Here is a 16,975-nt window from a genome sequence, read left to right on the forward strand (position 1 = left end):
ACCAGGGCAGCGAGATGTCCAACCATGTGCAGATCGCGGCCGCGACCGACCTGGAGATCTACTTCTGCGACCCACACTCGCCCTGGCAGCGGGGCAGCAACGAGAACACCAACGGCCTGCTGCGCCAGTACTTCCCCAAAGGCACCGACTTGTCCTTCCACGGCGCCGGCATCCTGGCGAATGTCGCCTCCGAAATGAACCGACGACCCCGCAAACGCCACCAGTGGGCCACCCCCGCCGAGCAGCTCGAGCGGCTACTGTCCGACAACGACATCAACGGTGTTGCACCCACCGCCTGAATCCGCCACGTCAGGAACTAAGCACTCGACCGACCTCAGAGTCGAGTGCCCACTTTCCGACCGTCGGGAACTGAGCACTCGACCATCCTCAGAGTCGAGTGCCCACTTTCCGACCGTCGGGAACTGAGCACTCGACCATCCTCAGAGTCGAGTGCCCACTTTCCGACGCGGCGCCCGCCTGTCGGTCCGGCCGGCAGCGCGAGCCGGGCCCACGGCATACTCGGAGGTCGACGATCGACCCGAGGAGTGCGTGACCGAATGACCACATCCACCGACCAGCCACGGCTCGAGCTGCTGCCCGCCGTCGACATCTCGGGCGGTCAGGCGGTGCAGCTCGTGCAGGGCGTCGCCGGCAGCGGCGGCCAGTTCGGCGATCCCTGGGAGGCAGCGCAGGCGTGGCAGGACGCCGGCGCCGAGTGGATCCACCTCGTCGACCTCGACGCGGCGTTCGGGCGCGGCAGCAACCGTGAGCTCATCGCCTCGATCGTGGGCCGGCTCGACCTCCAGGTGGAGCTCTCCGGCGGCATCCGCGACACCGAGTCGCTCGAGGCGGCACTGGCCACGGGCTGCCGTCGGGTCAACATCGGCACCGCAGCACTCGAGGACCCCGAGTGGACGGCGCGCATCATCGCCGACCACGGCGACCGCGTCGCGATCGGTCTCGACGTGCGCGGGACCACCCTCGCGGCCCGGGGCTGGACCCGTGAGGGCGGCGACCTGTGGGAGACCCTCGAGCGCCTCGACCGCGAGGGCTGCGCCCGCTACGTCGTCACCGACGTCAACAAGGACGGCATGCTCCAGGGCCCCAACGTCGAGCTGCTCCGTGACGTCTGTGCCCGCACCGACCGTCCGGTCGTCGCGAGCGGAGGGGTCTCCACCCTCGACGACATCGCGACCATCCGCACCCTCGTGGGCGACGGCGTCGAGGGTGCCATCGTCGGGTCGGCGCTCTACCGGGGCGCGTTCACGCTCCCCGAGGCTCTCGACGTCGCCGGGCGGCCGTCCGCATGAGCGGAGCCTCCGACGTCCCGACCGGGTCCGGCCACGTCGATGGGCAAGGCCGTCCCGCTGACTCGGCGGGTCAGGCGTGGGAGGGCAAGTCGATCCCGTCGCACGGCTTCTCCGGCGACGACGGGTCGGCGGACGAGGGCCTTCTCGCTGCCCTCCGTGCCGCCCAGTCGGCGCCGGACGACGACGCCGAGTCGCTCCTGATGTCGAGCGTCGCGCGCAGCCGGTGGCTCGTGCCCGTCGTCGCCGTCGCCACCGAGGTCGACGAGACGGGCGAGCACGCCGTCGACACTCGCAGCGACATGGCCGCCGTGACGCTCACGTCACCCGACGGCTCACGCGCCCTGCCGATGTTCACCTCGCTCGAGAGCCTCACCGCCTGGGACGCCACCGCCCGGCCCGTCCCCGTGCGCGCCGCTGCGGCTGCGCAGGCCGCGATCAGCGAGGAGTGCCACGTGCTGCTCGTCGACGTCGCATCGCCGCACGCGACCGTGCTGCGGCCCAGCATGCTGTGGGCGCTGGCGCAGGAGCGGACGTGGCTGCCCAGCCACCTCGACCCCCACGTGGCCTCGGCCGTGAGCGCCGCGGTGGCCGCCGAGCCGCCCGTGGCACACCACCGGCTCGAGGCCGGCGAGCCGGCCGGCGCCGGCGTCCTGCGCGTCGTGCTGGCTCTGAACCCGGGGCTCGAGGCCGACGACGTGAGCGCGATCGCCACCCGCATCGGCGAGCGAATAGCGACCGATGGCGAGACGCGTGCGAGGATCGATGCTCTGACCTTCGCGCTCGAGACGGCGCGCTGAGCACACCATCCTCGGAGGTGCCGCACGTGGACACCACACCCCAGGCAACGCGACAACGCGACCCGGAACGCACTCCGACGCCTGCGCCTGGCGCTACAGCAGACCCGGGCCCGAACGCTGCCCGTCCGCCGGAGCCCGCCCCCGACGGTGCTCGGCCCGGCGGCCGCCGGCGGGGGAGCGGCGCAGGCGGACCTCTCGGCTTCATCGTCGACCCGGCGCTCGAGGCGCAGCGACGTCGTGACCTGCGCCAGATGCGGCTCGTGGCCACGGGCCTGCTCGTGCTCGCGGCGATCGTCTACGTCCTCACCCGAGGCCACGACGACGGCATCCTCGGCTTCGTCAACGCCGGGGCCGAGGCCTCGATGGTGGGTGCCTGCGCCGACTGGTTCGCCGTGACGGCGATCTTCCGTCACCCGCTCGGCCTGCCGATCCCGCACACCGCGCTCATCCCGCGCAAGAAGGAGATGATCGGCCGAAGCCTCGAGGAGTTCGTCAGCGAGAACTTCATGCGCGAGGACATCATCCGCGAGCGGGTGCTCGACGCCGAGCCGACCCGGCGGGCCGCCGAGTGGGCGCTCACGCCGGGTCACGCCAAGCGCCTCGTCGACGAGGTCGCGACGGTCACCGTGCACGCCCTGCACCGCATCCCCGACGAGGACGTCCGGGCCGTGATCGAGCAGGCCGTCCTGCCTCGTCTGGCCCAGGAACCGATCAGCTCGCTCGCGGGTGGCCTGCTCGACCAGGTCGTGCGCGACGAGGCGCACGTCGGGCTGGTCGACCTGGCGCTCGACGAGATCCGCGTGTGGCTCGTCGACAACGAGGACCTCTTCGAGTCGCTCATCACGCAGCGCGCCCCGGCCTGGGTCCCCGACGCCATCAACGACATCGTCGCCCGCAAGATCCACGTCGAGGCCCTCAAGTGGCTCGCCGACATCCGCAACGACCCGCGCCACGACGTGCGCCTCGCGCTCGACAAGCTGCTCATCGACCTCGCCGACGACCTCCAGCACGACCCGGTCACGCAGGCCAAGGCCGAGCGTCTCAAGGAGCGGGTGCTCTCACACCCGCAGGTGGCCGACACGGCGATGTCGCTGTGGGGCTCGCTGCGCGCCGTGGTCGTGGCTGCGCTGGAGGACGAAGGAGGGCCCGTCCGCGCCCGCGCCGTCCAGGAGGTCACGGCCCTGGCCGAACGGCTGCTCGTCGACGAGCCCCTGCGCGACCGCATCGACGCGCGCATCTGCGACGCCACGATCTACGCCGTCGACCGCTACGGCACCGAGCTGACCCGCATCATCAGCGACACCGTCGACCGGTGGGACGGCAAGGAGACGGCCGAGCGGGTCGAGCTGCAGGTCGGCCGCGACCTGCAGTTCATCCGGATCAACGGCACCCTCGTCGGCGGTCTGATCGGCATGCTCATCCACGCCATCTCGATCCTGCTGCCCTCCTGAGGTCCTGCCGCGGGGCGGACCGGTCGCGAGGCGGTTCAGGGCCGGGTGTCGATCATGTAGCCCCGGATCTTGCGGTAGATCGTGGCGCGCGACATGCCGAGGTGCCGCGCCGCCAGGCCCTTGTTGCCGCCGTGGTCGTCGAGCGCGCGCGTGATCGCGTCGCGTTCGAGCGCCTCTAGCGGGGTGAGGCTGCGCCTCCCCACCGCCATGCACTCGGGCGGGAGGTCCGCGAGCTCCACCGTGCCGCTCCGCTTGCTGGCCACGATCTTGCGCAGGGTGTCTCGCAGCTGGCGCACGTTGTTCGGCCACGGGTGGCGCGTCAGCTGGTTCACGGCCGACTGCGAGATCTGCAGCTCACGGTTGGGGGAGAGCGACCGCAGCAGGTGCGGGATCACGACCCGGATGTCCTCTGGACGGTGCCGCAGCGGCTCGAGCACGACGGTCCGGTCGAAGCACGGCATGAGCTGGGTCTCGACGGGCTCGCTCCGGCCCGAGCGGGTGCAGGTGGCGACGACCCACCGGGCCGTGCCACGCGAGCGGTCGGCGTGCTCGACGAGCAGCGTGGCGACCGACTCCACCAGATCGGGGTCGAGCCGGTCGAGGTGTCGGATGACGAGGGTGCCCTCCTCGGTCTCGAGCTCGTCGACGAGTGACGCGAACCAGGAGTCCGGCTCGGTCGGGGAGGCTGCGGCGTCGAGCACCCGGAAGTGTCGCTCGGGCGAGTGCGCCAGATGGATGCCCCGGGCCAGCGAGAACGCCCCGACCCCGGGCTCGCCCTCGACGACGACCCAGGCGCCGGAGCGATGCGCGTCGCGCAGCTGGAGGATGACCCGCACCCACTCCGGGCTCGTTCCGGCAACCCCGGGCAGCGATACCGACACAGGCCGCAGGTGCTTGGTCCCGGCGCCGCCGATGAGCTTCGACGGCTGCTGCAGCTGCACCCGGAAGACGCCCCCGACGACGTTGGGACCCACCGACGTGGGCCGGTAGTCGAGTCGGGCCACCGTGCCGCTCGGCAGGTCGGCGACCAGGGTCAGGGGGGAGCCCTCACCGAGGACGTCGCCGGTCCGAGCCACCAGTGCGGTGCGGTCGGCGACGTCGAGCCGTTGCTGGGTGAGGCGGTTCATCATGACGACCTCGTCGCCGAGGGCGAGGACCGGGCCGGTCGCGTGACGGCAGGCGGCGAGGTAGTCGCGCAGCAGCGTCAGCTCGCTCACCGAGACCTTGGCCAGGATCTCCGACTCGATGCGCTCGGCGATCGATCGCGCGTACGACAGCAGGAGCCCGTTCGAGACGCTGGCCGAGCAGGTGAGGTCGACGACCCCCACCAGCGCGCCACTGATCGGGTGGTGCACCGGTGCGCCGGCGCACGCGAACATCATGAGCGGCTCGGTGAAGTGCTCGCTGCCCGTGATGAGGGTCGGCGTGCGGGTGAGCAGGGTCGTGCCGATGCCGTTCGTGCCCACCGACTCCTCGGCGTAGGTGAAGCCGGGCGCGAGGCTCACGCGCTCGAGTCTGTTCGCCAGGGCCCGGTCGGTGCAGAGCCGGTGCACGACCTGACCGTCGGCGTCGGCGAAGATCATGCTCACCGGTTCGTCACCGAGCTGCTCGGCCGCCCTCGCGAGCACCGGCCACACGAGCCGGTGGACCTCGGACTCACCCAGCGCGGCGGCATACTCGGGCAGGACGAGCTCGGGGTTGACGCCAGCCTGGGTGCTGCGTTGCCACGACTGGCCGACGACCTCGCGCACGGTGCCCTCGAGAACGCCGGACTCGATGAAGTGGCCCCTGGCGAGCTCGAGGGCCTGGGTCGGGTCGGCCACTGCCCACCTCCTCGTCACGGGGCGCCACAGTGCGCCCGAACGTCCTGCCCCAGTGTCAGTTCCCGGCCGCCGTTCGGCAAGGAACCGTCCGACCCGCACGCTCGGACCGTCTCAAAGTGAGACGACGCCGGTCGGGCCAGCGCCCGCTCTCACATTGAGACACCTGCCTCCGCTGCCGGCGACCAGTCTCCTGCCACACGGCGAAACGATCCGCCGAACCGGCTCGGTCCACCCGGACCGACCCGACACCAGGAGGCAAGAGTGAGCAGACAGAGTCTGACGAAGGCCCACGCCAAGATCTCCGAGCTGACGTGGGAGCCGACCTTCGCGACGCCCGCGACCCGCTTCGGCACGGACTACACGTTCGAGAAGGCCCCGAAGAAGGACCCGCTCAAGCAGATCATGCGGTCCTACTTCCCGATGGAGGAGGAGAAGGACAACCGCGTCTTCGGAGCCATGGACGGCGCGGTGCGCGGCAACATGTTCCGCCAGGTCCAGCAGCGCTGGCTCGAGTGGCAGAAGCTGTTCCTGTCGATCATCCCGTTCCCCGAGATCTCGGCGGCCCGCGCGATGCCGATGGCAATCGACGCGGTGCCCAACCCGGAGATCCACAACGGGCTCGCGGTCCAGATGATCGACGAGGTTCGTCACTCGACGATCCAGATGAACCTCAAGAAGCTCTACATGAACCAGTACATCGACCCTGCCGGCTTCGACATGACCGAGAAGGCGTTCGCGAACAACTACGCGGGCACCATCGGGCGGCAGTTCGGTGAGGGCTTCATCACCGGTGACGCGATCACCGCCGCGAACATCTACCTGACGGTCGTCGCCGAGACGGCCTTCACCAACACGCTCTTCGTCGCGATGCCCGACGAGGCCGCCGCCAACGGCGACTACCTGCTGCCGACGGTCTTCCACTCCGTCCAGTCGGATGAGTCCCGGCACATCTCCAACGGCTACTCGATCCTGCTCATGGCCCTGGCCGACGAGCGCAACCGGCCGCTGCTCGAGCGCGACCTCCGGTACGCCTGGTGGAACAACCACTGCGTCGTCGACGCCGCCATCGGCACCTTCATCGAGTACGGCACGAAGGACCGCCGCAAGGACCGCGAGAGCTACGCCGAGATGTGGCGTCGCTGGATCTACGACGACTACTACCGCAGCTACCTGCTGCCCCTCGAGAAGTACGGCCTGACGATCCCGCACGACCTTGTCGAGGAGGCCTGGAACCGGATCACGAACAAGGGCTACGTCCACGAGGTCGCGCGCTTCTTCGCCACCGGCTGGCCGGTCAACTACTGGCGCATCGACACCATGACCGACACGGACTTCGCCTGGTTCGAGGAGAAGTACCCCGGCTGGTACAGCAAGTACGGCACGTGGTGGGAGAACTACAACCGGCTCGCCTACCCCGGTCGCAACAAGCCGATCGCGTTCGAGGACGTGGGCTACCAGTACCCGCACCGCTGCTGGACCTGCATGGTGCCGGCCCTGATCCGCGAGGACATGGTCGTCGAGAAGGTCGACGACCAGTGGCGGACCTACTGCTCGGAGACGTGCTACTGGACCGACGCCAAGGCGTTCCGTTCGGAGTACGAGGGCCGCGAGACCCCGAACATGGGCCGCCTCACCGGCTTCCGCGAGTGGGAGACGCTGCACCACGGCAAGGACCTCGCCGACATCGTCAAGGACCTCGGCTACGTCCGCGACGACGGCAAGACCCTCATCGGGCAGCCGCACCTGGACCTCGACCCCCAGAAGATGTGGACCCTCGACGACGTCCGCGGCAACACGTTCATGAGCCCCAACGTGCTCCTCAACGAGATGTCCGACGCCGAGCGCGAGGCCCACGTCGCGGAGTACCGCGCGAACGGCACGAAGGTCGCCTGAGCCGACCCGGCAGCCGGTCGCCCGGCTCCACCGCCAGATCGGGTTGGCGGCGCCGCCAGGGATGAGCGGCGCCGCCAACCCCCGATGACACGCGGGACGCACCCGGGACCGCGCCCACACGAGAGGAGGCCACCGTGGCCGACACCCACAAGATCTACTTCGAACCCGTCGACATCGAGATGGAGGTCGGCGAGGACGAGAAGATCCTCGACGCCGCCTTCCGCCAGGGCATCCACCTGATGCACGGATGTCGCGAGGGCCAGTGCTCCGCCTGCAAGAGCTACGTCCTCGAGGGTGAGATCCAGATGGAGCGCTACTCGACATTCGCGTGCAACGACGCCGAGGTCGACGAGGGCTACGTCCTGCTCTGCCGGGCGCACGCGTTCAGCGACTGCACCATCGAGCTGCTCAACTTCGACGAGGACGAGCTGCTCGGCGGGGTGCCGATCCAGGACGTGCGCACCCGGGTCACGGCGATCGAGCCGATGACGCGCGACATCGTGTCGTTGCGCCTGGCGGCGGTGGAACCCACGACGTACGAGTTCAAGCCGGGGCAGTACAGCGACATCGGCATCCCCGGGACGGACGAGCACCGCTCGTTCTCCATGGCGACGACGCAGTCCACCCCGGGCGAGGTGGAGTTCCTCATCAAGAAGTACCCGGGGGGTCGGTTCTCGGCCCTGCTCGACGACGGCCTGTCGGTCGGTGACGAGTTGCACGTCAACGGGCCGTACGGGTCGTTCACCATCAAGGAGGGTCACGTCCTGCCCGTCGTCTGCATCGGGGGAGGCGCCGGGATGGCCCCGATCCTCTCGCTCCTGCGACACCTGAACGAGACCGGGAGCACCCGCCCCGTGCGCTTCTACTACGGGGCCCGGACGGCAGCAGACCTCTTCTACGTCGACGAGATCCTCACTCTCGGAAAGGGACTGCGCGACTTCGAGTTCGTCGCGTGCCTGTCCGATTCGCTGCCGGACGTGACGGCCGCGACGGACGACGCAGGTATGCCAGCAGGTCTGGTTCCCGAGGCGGGCAACGTCACCGACGTGGTCGCGCGACGCGAGGACGAGCTCGCGAGGTGCGAGGTCTACCTGTGCGGCCCGCCGCCCATGGTCGACGCCGCGCTGCTCTTCCTCGAGGCGCAGGGAGTTCCGGGCGACCAGGTCTTCCACGACTCGTTCACCAGCCCAGCCGCTCTCCCGGCCTGACCACACATCAACGAATCACCCACACCAACAACGGAGTTGACTGACATGGCGGACATCACCGACCAGAAGACGCGCAGCTTCCCCAAGATCGAGTTCACGGACTCCGAGGCCGGCGCCCTGGACTTCCCGAGCTCGAGGAGCCGCACCTACAACTACTACAAGCCGGCGAAGCTCCGGGCGACGATGTACGAGGACGTCACCGTCGACGTGCAGCCCGACCCCGACCGGCACCTGACCCAGGGGTGGATCTACGGCTTCGGCGACGGCCCCGGGGGCTACCCCAAGGAGTGGACGAAGGCGAAGTCGTCGAACTGGCACACCTTCCTCGACCCGAACGAGGAGTGGGAGCAGACGATCTACCGCAACAACTCTGCGGTGGTGCGCCAGGTCAACCTCTGCCTCGAGAACGCCAAGAGGGCCCGAGCGTATGCCGGCTGGAACCACGCCTGGGTCGTGTTCATCCAGCGCAACCTCGGGGCGTGGATGCATGCCGAGAACGGCATCGCCCTCCACGTCTTCACCTCGATCCAGCGGTCCGCGCCGACGAACATGATCAACAACGCCGTCGCCGTCGCGGCCGCGCACAAGATGCGGTTCGCCCAGGACCTCGCCCTCTACAACCTCGACCTGTCCGAGGCGGGCATCGAGTTCGACGGTGCGGCGCACCGGGACGTCTGGCAGAACGCGCCGGAGTGGCAGCCGACCCGCCAGACCGTCGAAGAGCTCACGGCGGTCGGCGACTGGGCCGAGCTGACCTTCGCGACGAACATCGTCTTCGAGCAGCTCGTCGGACAGCTCTTCCGCAGCGAGCTCGTCATGCAGATCGCCGCGCGCAACGGCGACTACATCACGCCGACGCTCGTCGGCACGGGCGAGAACGACTACGCCCGCGACCTGGCGGCCTCACGCAGCCTCTTCCAGCTGCTCGTGCGCGACGAGGAGCACGGCCCGGCCAACAAGGAGCTCTTCGGCCAGTGGCTGTCCACCTGGGTGCCGAAGTGCCTCGCCGCCGCACAGGCCCTGCAGCCGATCTGGTCGCAGCCGGCCGAGAAGACCGTCACCTTCGCCACGTCGCTCGACGCGGCCAAGGACAAGTTCCGCAGCCTGCTCGACGAGATCGGGCTCGACCTTCCGAAGGAGCTGGACCAGTGAGCATGCAGTTCGGGTCGGAGGCATCGTTCTCCAACATGTGCGGGGTCACCCTGATGAACACCCCCGTCGGGCGCGTCGTCGCCGAGGTCATGGGCCGCAAGGACGGCGTCGAGCTGACCGAGTACCCGTCGATGATCCGGGTCGACGGGACCCGCCTCCTCGACTTCGACTACGAGGAGCTGACCGACGCGCTCGGCACCGAGTTCGACGGCTCCGTCTTCGAGGAGATCAGCTCGACCCACTACGGGCGCATGGTCCACCTCGACGAGCGAACGATGCTCTTCGCCAGCCCCGAGGACGCCGCCGAGTACATCGGCTTCGACCTCAGCGTCCACTGACGCGAGTCCGTCCGCAGCCGAGATCCGTTGGCGCGCAGAGCATTCGGTATGCCGCTGGGCCGGCCACCGGCCCAGCGGCTTCAGCCCCCGCGTTTCATCCCGACACACGAAGAAGTGAGGAAGCCATGTACGAGAAGAACGGCGAGAGGTACTACATCGTCGACGCCCACGTCGCCCTCTGGGACGGCCGAGAGAGCAACCTGGAGAACATCCACGGCAAGCAGTTCATCGACTGCTTCTACGACTACCACCGCAACCTCAGCCCCGAGGAGGTCGTGTGGGACTACGACAGCTACACGTACTACGGCGGCGAGCGCCTGATGAAGGACCTCTTCGAGGACGGCTACGTCGACCACGCGATCTTCCAGCCGGCCTTCCTCGGCGACTTCTACAAGAACGGGTTCGGGCAGACCGAGGAGGCGTGGGCGCTGACCCGGGCGAACCCCGGCAAGCTCACCTACAACCACAACTTCGACCCGCGCAACGAGCAGGCGGGGCTGGACCAGCTGCGACGAGACGCCGAGCGCTTCGGCCTCAAGGGCGTCAAGCTCTACACGGCCGAGTGGCACGGCGACTCGCGCGGCTACAAGCTCACCGACCCGTGGACCTACAAGTACCTCGAGGCCTGCGAGGAGCTCGGCGTCACCAACATCCACATCCACAAGGGCCCGACGATCATCCCCCTGGACCGTGACGCGTTCGACGTCGCCGACGTCGACGCCGTTGCCACCGACTTCCAGGGGCTCAACTTCGTCGTCGAGCACTGCGGCCTACCGAGGCTCGAGGACTTCTGCTGGATCGCCACGCAGGAGACCAACGTCCACGCCGGCCTGGCCGTCGCCATCCCGTTCATCCACACACGGCCGCGCTACTTCGCGCAGATCATCGGCGAGCTCCTCTACTGGATCGGCGAGGACAAGATCCAGTTCTCCAGCGACTACGCCCTCTGGACCCCGAAGTGGCTCATCGAGAAGTTCGTCGACTTCCAGATCCCCGAGGACATGACGGAGTACGCGCCGCTCACGACCACGGCCAAGAAGAAGATCCTCGGCCTCAACGCTGCGAAGATGTACGGCCTCGACGTGCCCGAGGAGCTGCAGGTCGCCGACCCGGGCGATGTGGGCCTCGAGGTCGCTGCGGGGGCCAGAGAGAGCGTGCTGTCATGAGCGCCGTCGCCACTCCGGTCGTCCCGCAGCCGCGGGGCCGCGCGTCCGCAGCGCGTCACGGGGCATCCCTGGCGAACGACGTGCTCGACGCACTGGCCACCGTGATGGACCCCGAGCTGGACGAGCCGATCACCGAGCTCGGTTTCGTCCGCTCGGTGGCCCTGCACCCGTCCGGCGTCACCGTGCACCTGCGCCTGCCGACGTCGTTCTGCGCGCCCAACTTCGCCTACCTCATGGTGTCGGACGCCAAGGACGCGCTGCGGCGGGTCCGCGGCGCCGGCACCGTGACCGTGCTCCTCGACGACCACCACGACTCCGACAAGATCAACGCCGGCCTCGCGGCCGACGCGGGCTACGTCGGCACTTTCGGGGCCGAGGCCCAGGAGAGCCTCGATGGCCTGAGGCTCACGTTCCAGCGCAAGGCCCACACGGCGGCGATGGAGCGATGCGTCATGGCGACTCTCTCCTCGGGAGCGGCTCGCATCGAGGACCTCGGGCGCCTGACGCTCGCCGACCTCGCCGGCGGGCGCACCAAGGAGGCGCTGCTGCGTCGCCGGGCCGACATCGGGCTCGGGGTCGCCCCCGGCGACCTCGTCGTCGTCGACGAGCACGGCGGCGCCGTGCCCGACGAGCAGCTGCCGCTCCGGCTGAGGCTCGCGACCTCGGTGCGGATCTCCATCGAGGGCAACGCCCACTTCTGCCGCGGTCTGCTCGCCACGCGCTACGCGGACGGCGACGCCGACGCCATCACCACCGACGTCACGGACACGAGGAGCGCGTCATGAGAGCCGTCCAGGTCGTGGGCTACCACACCAAGCTGCAGCTGACGGAGGTCCCGGAGCCGCAGGTGTCAGGCCCGCTCGACGTCGTCGTCAGGATCGGCGGGGCCGGTGTGTGCCGCACCGACATCCACATCCTCGAGGGGCAGTGGGAGGCCAAGACAGGTGTCGCCCTGCCCTACACGATCGGCCACGAGAACGCCGGGTGGGTGCACGCCGTCGGTGACGCGGTCACCAACGTCGCGGTCGGCGACAAGGTGATCCTCCACCCGCTCATCACGTGCGGCCTCTGCCGTGCCTGCCGCTCCGGCGACGACGTGCACTGCGAGAACAGCCAGTTCCCGGGCATCGACACCAACGGCGGGTACGCCGAGTACCTCCGCACGACCGCCCGCAGCGTCGTGCGCATCGACGACTCGCTCGAGCCGTCGGACGTCGCGGCGCTCGCCGACGCCGGCCTGACGGCGTACCACGCTGCCGCCAAGGCGGCTCGCGTCACCCGGCCCGGCGACGTCTGCGTCATGATCGGCGCCGGCGGCCTCGGCCACATCGGCATCCAGGTCATGAAGGCGATCTCCGGCGCGACCGTCGTCGTCGTCGACCGCAACCCCGACGCCGTGGCGCTCGCCACCTCGATCGGGGCCGACCACGGCATCGTCGCCGATGGCAGCCACGTCGAGAAGGTGCTCGAGCTGACCGGCGGCAAGGGCGCCGAGGCTGTCGTCGACTTCGTCGGCGAGGGCGGCGCGACGAAGGAGGGCACGGCCATGCTGCGCCGGGCCGGCAGCTACTTCGTCGTCGGCTACGGCGAGAACATCGACGTCCCGACGATCGACGTCATCTCGACCGAGATCAGCTTCGTCGGCAACCTCGTCGGGTCGTACAACGACCTCCAGGAGCTCATGGTCCTCGCTGCCCAGGGCAAGGTCACGCTCCACACCACGAAGTACCCCCTGGACGAGTTCCAGCAGGCGATCGACGACCTCGACGCCGGGCTCGTGCGCGGACGCGCGATCCTCATCCCCTGACGGCGGGCCCGGCCGCCGTCCCCGGGGGGTGGCCGGACTGCGTCGTCGTCGCTATCCGAAGGACTGAAGACCATGGCAAAAGAACTGCGCTTCAACGAAGAAGCCCGCCGTCTCCTCGAGATCGGCGTCAACGCCCTCGCAGACGCGGTCAAGGTGACGCTCGGCCCGAAGGGCCGCAACGCGGTGCTGGAGAAGCTCACCGGACCCCCCACCATCACCAACGACGGGGTGACCATCGCCAAGGAGATCCAGCTGCGAGAACCCTTCGCCAACATGGGCGCCCAGCTCGTCAAGGAGGTCGCCATGAAGACGAACGGCGTCGTCGGCGACGGCACCACCACGGCGACGGTGCTCGCCCAGGCGATGGTCCGCGAGGGCCTGCGCGCCGTCGATGGCGGGGCCAACCCCATGCGGGTCCGTCGTGGCATCGAGCAGACGGTCCCCGTCGTCGTCGACACCCTGCGCCGTCTCGCCACCGACGTCAGCGGCCAGGCCGCGCTCGAGCGCATCGCGACCCTGGCGGCCAATGACGACGACGCCATCGGCTCGGCCGTTGCCGAGGCGGTGACCCAGGTCGGCAAGAACGGCATCGTCGCCACCGAGGAGTCGGAGACGCTCGGCCTGTCGGTCGACGTCGTCGACGGCATCGAGTTCGACCACGGGTACATCTCGCCGTACATGGTGACGGACCGCGAGAAGATGGAGGCGGTCTACGACAACCCCGTCATCCTCCTGACGAACAAGAAGATCACCCAGGTCCAGGACCTCATGCCGACGGTCGAGGCGGCCAAGCGGGCCGACCGACCCCTCGTCATCATGGCCGAGGACGTCGACGGGCCGGCGCTCCAGCTGCTCGTCGGCGGCAACATGCACCACACGATGCAGTCGGTCGTGGTGCGCGCCCCGGGCTTCGGCCACCGCCGTCTCGCCGAGCTCGAGGACCTCGCCGTCGCTMTCGGCGGGCGGGTCGTGGCCAACGACACCGGCATCGAGCTGCACKAGATCAGCGCCACCGACCTCGGCACGTGCGACCGCATCACCATCACCGAGCACGCGACGACCATCGTCGGTGGCCACGGTGACCCGGTGCTCGTCGACGCGCGGATCTCACAGCTGGAGAAGCAGTTCGAGCGGTCGCGGATCGACGGCGACCAGGACAGCCTCCAGCTGCGACTGGCGCGGATGACGGGGCGGGTGGCCGTGATCAACGTCGGGGGAGCCACCAGCGTCGAGCTCAAGGAGCGCATGCTCCGGGTCGAGGACTCGCTGGCCGCAGCGCGCGCGGCGCTCCAGGAGGGGATCGTGGCCGGCGGCGGCACTGCGCTGACCCAGGCGCAGGACGCGGTCTCCCGCCTCGAGCTGACCGGCGACGATGCCGTGGGGCGCGAGATCGTGCGACGCGCGCTCGTCGAGCCGCTGCGGTGGATCGCCATCAACGCCGGCTACGACGGCGACGAGGTGGTCTCCCGTGTGGCGTCCCTGCCCGTCGGGCACGGCTTCGACGCCGTCACCGGTCACTACGGCGACATGCTGGAGGCGGGGGTCATGGATCCGCTCAAGGTCACCCGCGCGGCCCTCGAGGCGTCGGCATCGATCGCCGCCCTCATCATCACTACCGAGACCGCCATCGTCGAGGAGGTCATGGGCAACCCCGGGGCCATCTACGCACCGGGCTTCGGTGACCTGTCCGAGGGGCTCGTCCGGCCGAGCAACATCTACTGAGATGGCCGTCCTCGAGGTGGTTGCGGTGCTCGTTCCTGTGCTGCTTCCACGCGTGCTCTGGGCGCGGACGCAGCAGCGCCGCCTCAGCGAGCTGGTCTCGCCGGCGGGCCGCCGCCGGTCCGCCTGACGACACAAGAGAGCCGCCCCCTCCCATCAGGTGGGGGCGGCTCTCGTGTCTGCTCAGGTGGAGGCGTCGGCGTCCTGCAGCGCTGCCGTCACCTCGCGCAGCGTGTCGTGCAGGGCTGACATCTGCGCCCGCGACAGACCGCTTCGGGCGGCGATGCGCTGGKGCATGTCCTGCAGATCGGCGAGCCGCGCACGACCTGCGGGGGTGACGGAGACGAGCACGCGGCGCTCGTCCTCGGGGTCGCGTTCCCGGCTGACGAGCCCGGCCGCCTCCATCCGCTTGAGCAGGGGGGAGAGGGTGCCCGAGTCGAGCCGCATGTGCTCGCCGAGGCCGCTCACGGTCATCGGTCCGTGCTCCCCGATGCCCATGAGCGCGATGTACTGCGGGTAGGAGAGCCCGTGCTCGGAGAGAAGGTCGCGGTAGACGGCGTCGAACGCTCGCACGGTCGTGTGCATGGCGTAGCAGATCTGCTGCTCGAGGCTCAGGTCGCCGGCCGCTGAGGTCGGATTGGACGTGCTCATGCCCCAAGCGTACTATCAATTTGCGCACAACTTAATTGCCGTCAATTCTTTGATCGAGGAGCCACATGTCCACCGCCACCCAGACCGCCCAGTACGTCGCCTCCGCCACCGCCTCCGGCCGCGAAGGACGCGCCGTCACCACCGACGGCCGCCTCGACGTCACCCTCGCGGCGCCCCGCGAGCTCGGCGGCAGCGGGGAGGGCACCAACCCCGAGCAGCTCTTCGCCGCCGGGTATGCCGCGTGCTTCGCGAGCGCCCTGGGCCTCGTCGCGCGCAAGCGCCGGGTCGAGGACTTCGACGTCGCGGTCACCGCGGACGTGAGCCTCAGCGGCTCCTCCAGCACCGGTTTCGGCCTGGGCGTCGTCCTGCACGTCGAGCTGCCCGAGGGCATCGACGCCCGGCTCGGCCGTGAGCTCGTCGACGTCGCGCACCAGGTGTGCCCCTACTCCAACGCGACGCGCGGCAACATCCCCGTCGAGATCATCGTCGACTGACCACCGCGCCCACCACCCCCAGAATCACTGCCTTACAAGGAGATCCGATGACCAACCCCCGTGAGGTCCAGCTCGTCAGCCGCCCCGTCGGCTGGCCGACGCACGACGACTTCGCCCTCGTCGAGAGTGCGGGCGCGGAGCTCGCCGACGGCCAGATCCGCATCCGCAACGAGGTCATGTCGGTCGACCCGTACATGCGTGGCCGGATGAGCGACGCCAAGTCCTATGCCGAGCCGTACGCGCTCGGCGAGGCGATGCACGGCGGCGCCGTCGGCGTCGTCACCGAGTCACGCGCCGACGGCATCACGGTCGGCGACCACGTGCTGCACGGTCTCGGGTGGCGCGAGGAGGCCGTCCTCGACGGCACGGCCGTCCGCGTCGTCGACACGTCGGTGGCCCCGGCCTCGGCGTACCTCGGCGTGCTCGGCATGACCGGCCTGACGGCATACGCCGGCCTCACCCGCGTCGCCAAGATCAAGGAGGGCGACGTCGTCTTCGTCTCCGGTGCTGCCGGAGCCGTCGGCTCCGTCGTCGGCCAGGTCGCCAAGGCGTTGGGTGCGAGCCGGGTCATCGGCAGTGCCGGGTCGCAGGAGAAGGTCGACCACCTGCTGAACGACCTCGGCTTCGACGCCGCCTTCAACTACAAGGACGGCAAGGTCTCCTCGCTCCTGCGCGAAGCCGCCCCCGACGGCATCGACGTCTACTTCGACAACGTCGGCGGCGAGCACCTCGAGGCCGCCATCGGCTCGCTGCGGGTCGGCGGCCGCATCGCGATCTGCGGCGCGATCTCCGTCTACAACGACACCGAGCCGGCGCCCGGCCCGCGCAACCTCGCGCGGCTCATCCAGACCCGCGGCACGATCACGGGCTTCCTCGTCGGGGACCACTGGGACCTCGGCGGCGAGTACGCGCAGCGTGCGGCCGGCTGGATCGGCGACGGCTCGCTGACCTCCCGCGAGACGTTCACCGACGGCCTCGAGCACGCCGTCGACGCGTTCCTCGGCGTCCTGCGCGGCGAGAACACCGGCAAGATGGTCGTCCGTCTCTGACCGGAAGCCCCAGCGGAGCCGTGCTCTCCGATCGAGAGCACACTCCCTCTCCGATCGAACGAACACCCCGTCACGTGACGGGGTGTTCGTTCGACTCCCGGGGGAGGCGCTTCCCTC

At 69.5% G+C, this 16,975-nt stretch carries 16 protein-coding genes; 14 read left to right on the forward strand and 2 right to left on the reverse strand.

Annotated features, from left to right (window positions below; genetic code table 11):
* From AC1DE0_RS22145 to AC1DE0_RS22160, 4 genes are all read left to right on the forward strand, one after another.
* A partial coding sequence (locus AC1DE0_RS22145) for an IS30 family transposase (protein WP_478105749.1) occupies positions 1 to 299 on the forward strand: 299 nt, incomplete at its 5' end.
* A 258-nt stretch (positions 300 to 557) separates the two neighbouring features.
* Entirely contained in the window at positions 558 to 1,310 is a 753-nt protein-coding gene (priA, locus tag AC1DE0_RS22150) for a bifunctional 1-(5-phosphoribosyl)-5-((5-phosphoribosylamino)methylideneamino)imidazole-4-carboxamide isomerase/phosphoribosylanthranilate isomerase PriA (protein WP_478105751.1), read from the forward strand.
* Complete coding sequence (locus AC1DE0_RS22155; RefSeq protein ID WP_478105753.1) at positions 1,307 to 2,107, forward strand: SseB family protein; 801 nt, start codon at positions 1,307 to 1,309, stop codon at positions 2,105 to 2,107. The genes priA and AC1DE0_RS22155 overlap by 4 nt, the downstream gene beginning before the upstream one ends.
* A gap of 26 nt (positions 2,108 to 2,133) precedes the next feature.
* Complete coding sequence (locus AC1DE0_RS22160) at positions 2,134 to 3,558, forward strand: DUF445 domain-containing protein (protein ID WP_478105755.1); 1,425 nt, start codon at positions 2,134 to 2,136, stop codon at positions 3,556 to 3,558.
* Between the two features lie 35 nt (positions 3,559 to 3,593).
* Here AC1DE0_RS22160 and AC1DE0_RS22165 read toward each other — a convergent pair whose 3' ends face one another.
* Positions 3,594 to 5,381: a sigma-54-dependent Fis family transcriptional regulator gene (locus tag AC1DE0_RS22165; RefSeq protein WP_478105757.1), complete on the reverse strand. Its 1,788-nt coding sequence runs from the start codon at positions 5,379 to 5,381 to the stop codon at positions 3,594 to 3,596.
* Positions 5,382 to 5,642: 261 nt separating this feature from the next.
* Between AC1DE0_RS22165 and AC1DE0_RS22170 the strand changes: the two genes are divergently transcribed.
* The 8 genes from AC1DE0_RS22170 to groL all read left to right on the forward strand — a co-directional run bounded on the left by AC1DE0_RS22170 (position 5,643) and on the right by groL (position 14,667).
* Positions 5,643 to 7,274, forward strand: a complete 1,632-nt coding sequence (locus AC1DE0_RS22170; RefSeq protein WP_478105759.1) for a ferritin family protein — start codon at positions 5,643 to 5,645, stop codon at positions 7,272 to 7,274.
* 134 nt (positions 7,275 to 7,408) lie between these two features.
* On the forward strand, positions 7,409 to 8,482 hold the full coding sequence (locus tag AC1DE0_RS22175) for a 2Fe-2S iron-sulfur cluster-binding protein (protein WP_478105761.1): 1,074 nt from the start codon (positions 7,409 to 7,411) through the stop codon (positions 8,480 to 8,482).
* A gap of 45 nt (positions 8,483 to 8,527) precedes the next feature.
* Entirely contained in the window at positions 8,528 to 9,634 is a 1,107-nt protein-coding gene (locus AC1DE0_RS22180) for an aromatic/alkene monooxygenase hydroxylase subunit beta (protein ID WP_478105763.1), read from the forward strand.
* 2 nt (positions 9,635 to 9,636) lie between these two features.
* Positions 9,637 to 9,972, forward strand: a complete 336-nt coding sequence (gene mimD / locus AC1DE0_RS22185; RefSeq protein WP_478105808.1) for a propane 2-monooxygenase effector subunit MimD — start codon at positions 9,637 to 9,639, stop codon at positions 9,970 to 9,972.
* A gap of 125 nt (positions 9,973 to 10,097) precedes the next feature.
* A complete protein-coding gene (locus AC1DE0_RS22190; protein ID WP_478105765.1) occupies positions 10,098 to 11,138 on the forward strand; it encodes an amidohydrolase family protein in 1,041 nt (346 codons plus the stop codon).
* A complete protein-coding gene (locus AC1DE0_RS22195) occupies positions 11,135 to 11,923 on the forward strand; it encodes an iron-sulfur cluster assembly protein (protein ID WP_478105767.1) in 789 nt (262 codons plus the stop codon). Before AC1DE0_RS22190 ends, AC1DE0_RS22195 begins: the two co-directional genes overlap by 4 nt.
* Positions 11,920 to 12,945, forward strand: a complete 1,026-nt coding sequence (locus tag AC1DE0_RS22200) for an NAD(P)-dependent alcohol dehydrogenase (protein ID WP_478105768.1) — start codon at positions 11,920 to 11,922, stop codon at positions 12,943 to 12,945. The genes AC1DE0_RS22195 and AC1DE0_RS22200 overlap by 4 nt, the downstream gene beginning before the upstream one ends.
* Positions 12,946 to 13,017: 72 nt before the next feature.
* Positions 13,018 to 14,667 (forward strand): chaperonin GroEL, encoded by a 1,650-nt coding sequence (groL, locus tag AC1DE0_RS22205; protein ID WP_478105770.1) that lies wholly within the window; start codon positions 13,018 to 13,020, stop codon positions 14,665 to 14,667.
* Positions 14,668 to 14,847: 180 nt separating this feature from the next.
* On the opposite strand, the gene AC1DE0_RS22210 is transcribed toward groL, so the two are convergent.
* The gene (locus AC1DE0_RS22210) at positions 14,848 to 15,315 is read right to left on the reverse strand and encodes a MarR family winged helix-turn-helix transcriptional regulator (protein ID WP_478105772.1); all 468 of its coding nucleotides are present in this window, start codon (positions 15,313 to 15,315) and stop codon (positions 14,848 to 14,850) included.
* 65 nt (positions 15,316 to 15,380) lie between these two features.
* On the opposite strand from AC1DE0_RS22210, the gene AC1DE0_RS22215 reads away from it, so the two are divergent.
* Together AC1DE0_RS22215 and AC1DE0_RS22220 are read left to right on the forward strand one after the other, a co-directional pair.
* Positions 15,381 to 15,809, forward strand: coding sequence for an organic hydroperoxide resistance protein (locus tag AC1DE0_RS22215; protein WP_478105774.1), 429 nt, complete (start codon positions 15,381 to 15,383; stop codon positions 15,807 to 15,809).
* Between the two features lie 47 nt (positions 15,810 to 15,856).
* A complete protein-coding gene (locus AC1DE0_RS22220) occupies positions 15,857 to 16,858 on the forward strand; it encodes an NADP-dependent oxidoreductase (protein WP_478105776.1) in 1,002 nt (333 codons plus the stop codon).
* The last annotated feature ends 117 nt before the right edge of the window (positions 16,859 to 16,975 follow it).

The sequence above is a fragment of the Terrabacter sp. 05T424 genome (genome assembly GCF_056396225.1).